Raw genomic sequence first — 1,967 nt, 5'->3', positions numbered from 1 at the left:
GCGGCACGCGTTCGAGCGCGCCGGCGCGATGCGGATCGCCTGAGCGGCACGCGCCGCTGGTCTCGCCCTTCTCTTCCCTTCCCGGTTTTCCTCTTTTCGTAGATCCCGCCGATCTCGCGGACAAAAAAAGAGCGCTGCAGTGAACTGCAGCGCTCTTTGTCTTTGCGGCGGTGGCCGTTGCAGCGTTACTGCGCGGCCGGACTGCTCGCGGGCGTCGCCGGTGCGGTTGCCGATGCCGCGGCGGGGGCAGCGGCCGATGCCGCAGCAGGCGCAGCGGCCGAGGCTGCGGCAGGCGCGCTCGCGGGCATCGCGTTGTCCGCGCCCGGATCGTCGTACTGCGGCAATCCCGGTGCGGCCGGCGCGTTGCTCGGCGTGGCGCCCGAGGCACCACCCGATTCACCCGGATCCTCGTAGTTCGGCAGCCCCGGTACGGCCGGTGCCGACGCGGGTGCATTACCCGGTTCGCCCGGTTCGCTGTAGCTCGGCGGCGTGGCCGACGACGACTGGCCGTGATACGTCAGCGACTTGCGCTGTTGCAGGTACGCGTCGCGCACGAACGAATACGGATCGAGTGCGGCCTGCTTCAGCAGGTCGGTGGCGCCGAGCAGGTCCGAACGCGCGCTGATGAACTGCGCGATATACATCGGGTTGCGCGCCGCCGGCTCGATGTAGTTGAGCAGGTTGAAGCGCACGTCCACCGCGCGGCCGACGCCGTCGCGGATCGTGCTCGGCCCGAACACCGGCAGCACAAGATACGGGCCCGACGGCATGCCCCAGCGCGCCATCGTCAGGCCGAAGTCCTGGTGATGTTTCGGCAGCCCGGCCGGCGTTGCGATGTCGATCAGGCCGGCGACGCCGAACACCGAGTTCATCGCCACGCGCATCAGATCCTCGGTGGCATCGGTGATGCGCAGCTGCAGCAGGTTGTTCGCGATGTTGCCGAGATCGCCGAGGTTCGAGAAGAAGTTGCTGATCGCGGTGCGCACGGGCGTCGGCGTGACCTTCTGGTACCCCTTCGCGATCGGCTGGGCGATGTTCGTGTCGACGGTGTCGTTGAACTTGTACATCGCCCGGTTCATCGGCTCGAGCGGGTCGTTGGGGTTGCGGTTCGGTCCCGTCGCGCAGCCGGTCAGCACTGCGCTGGCGGCAACGGTCGCCGCAATGATTCGCACCTTATTCATTGATTCCTTGCGATTGGTTCTTGGCGCGTTTGACGCGCGGTTTGCCCATCAGGACGGGCTGGAACACCACGGCGCCGATCAGCGTGCAGGTCAGGGCCAGCGCGAGCAGCTTGCCCATGCTCGACGTGCCCGGGTGGTGCGACAGCCACAGGCTGCCGAATGCGGTCGCCGTCGTCGCGGCGCTGAACAGGACGGCGTGCGTGAGGCTCGAATGCAGCAACCCGGTTTGCCCCGCGCGCCACGCCATCACGAAATACACCTTGAACGCGACGCCGACGCCGAGCATCAGCGGCAGCGCGATGATGTTCGCGAAGTTCAACTGCATGCCGAACACCACGCACAGCTCGAGCGTCACGACGCCCGACACGAGCAGCGGCACCAGCGTGCGCAGCACGTCGCCGAAGCGGCGCAGCGTGACCCACAGCAGGATCGTGATCGAGATGATCGACCACAGTGCCGCATGCAGGAACGCGTTGATGATCGTGTCGGCCGAATGCAGGATCGAGATCGGCCCGCCGGTCGTGCCCGGCTCCGCGGCCTTCACGGTCGTCGCGAAGCGGCGCAGCATCGTATCGTCGTTCGGGTCGACGCCTTTCGGCACCTTCGGCGAAATCTGCACGAGCGCATGGCCGTCCGGCGCGACCCAGTCGCGCACGAGTTGCGGCGGCAGGCCGGCTTCGTACAAGATGTCCGCGAACAGGTAGCACGACAGCGGCACCTTCTCCGACGGCTTCACGACGATCCGGTTGTTGGTCGCGACCGACGGCACGATCTTGTGCGCGACCT

Annotated in this window: 2 protein-coding genes; both read right to left on the bottom strand. The window is 67.2% G+C overall.

Going from position 1 to position 1,967, the window contains the following annotated elements; translation table 11 throughout:
* Positions 1–185: 185 nt before the first annotated feature.
* Positions 186–1,181: a VacJ family lipoprotein gene (locus G3N61_RS38875; protein ID WP_089451545.1), complete on the bottom strand. Its 996-nt coding sequence runs from the start codon at positions 1,179–1,181 to the stop codon at positions 186–188.
* The coding region (locus tag G3N61_RS38870) for an aldehyde dehydrogenase family protein (RefSeq protein WP_241018131.1) at positions 1,174–1,967 on the bottom strand (794 nt) is incomplete at its 5' end. The genes G3N61_RS38870 and G3N61_RS38875, both read right to left, overlap by 8 nt.

Source organism: Burkholderia sp. Ac-20349 (assembly GCF_017104865.1).
Taxonomy (GTDB): domain Bacteria; phylum Pseudomonadota; class Gammaproteobacteria; order Burkholderiales; family Burkholderiaceae; genus Burkholderia; species Burkholderia aenigmatica.
This window is presented reverse-complemented; position numbering and strand designations above follow the sequence as displayed.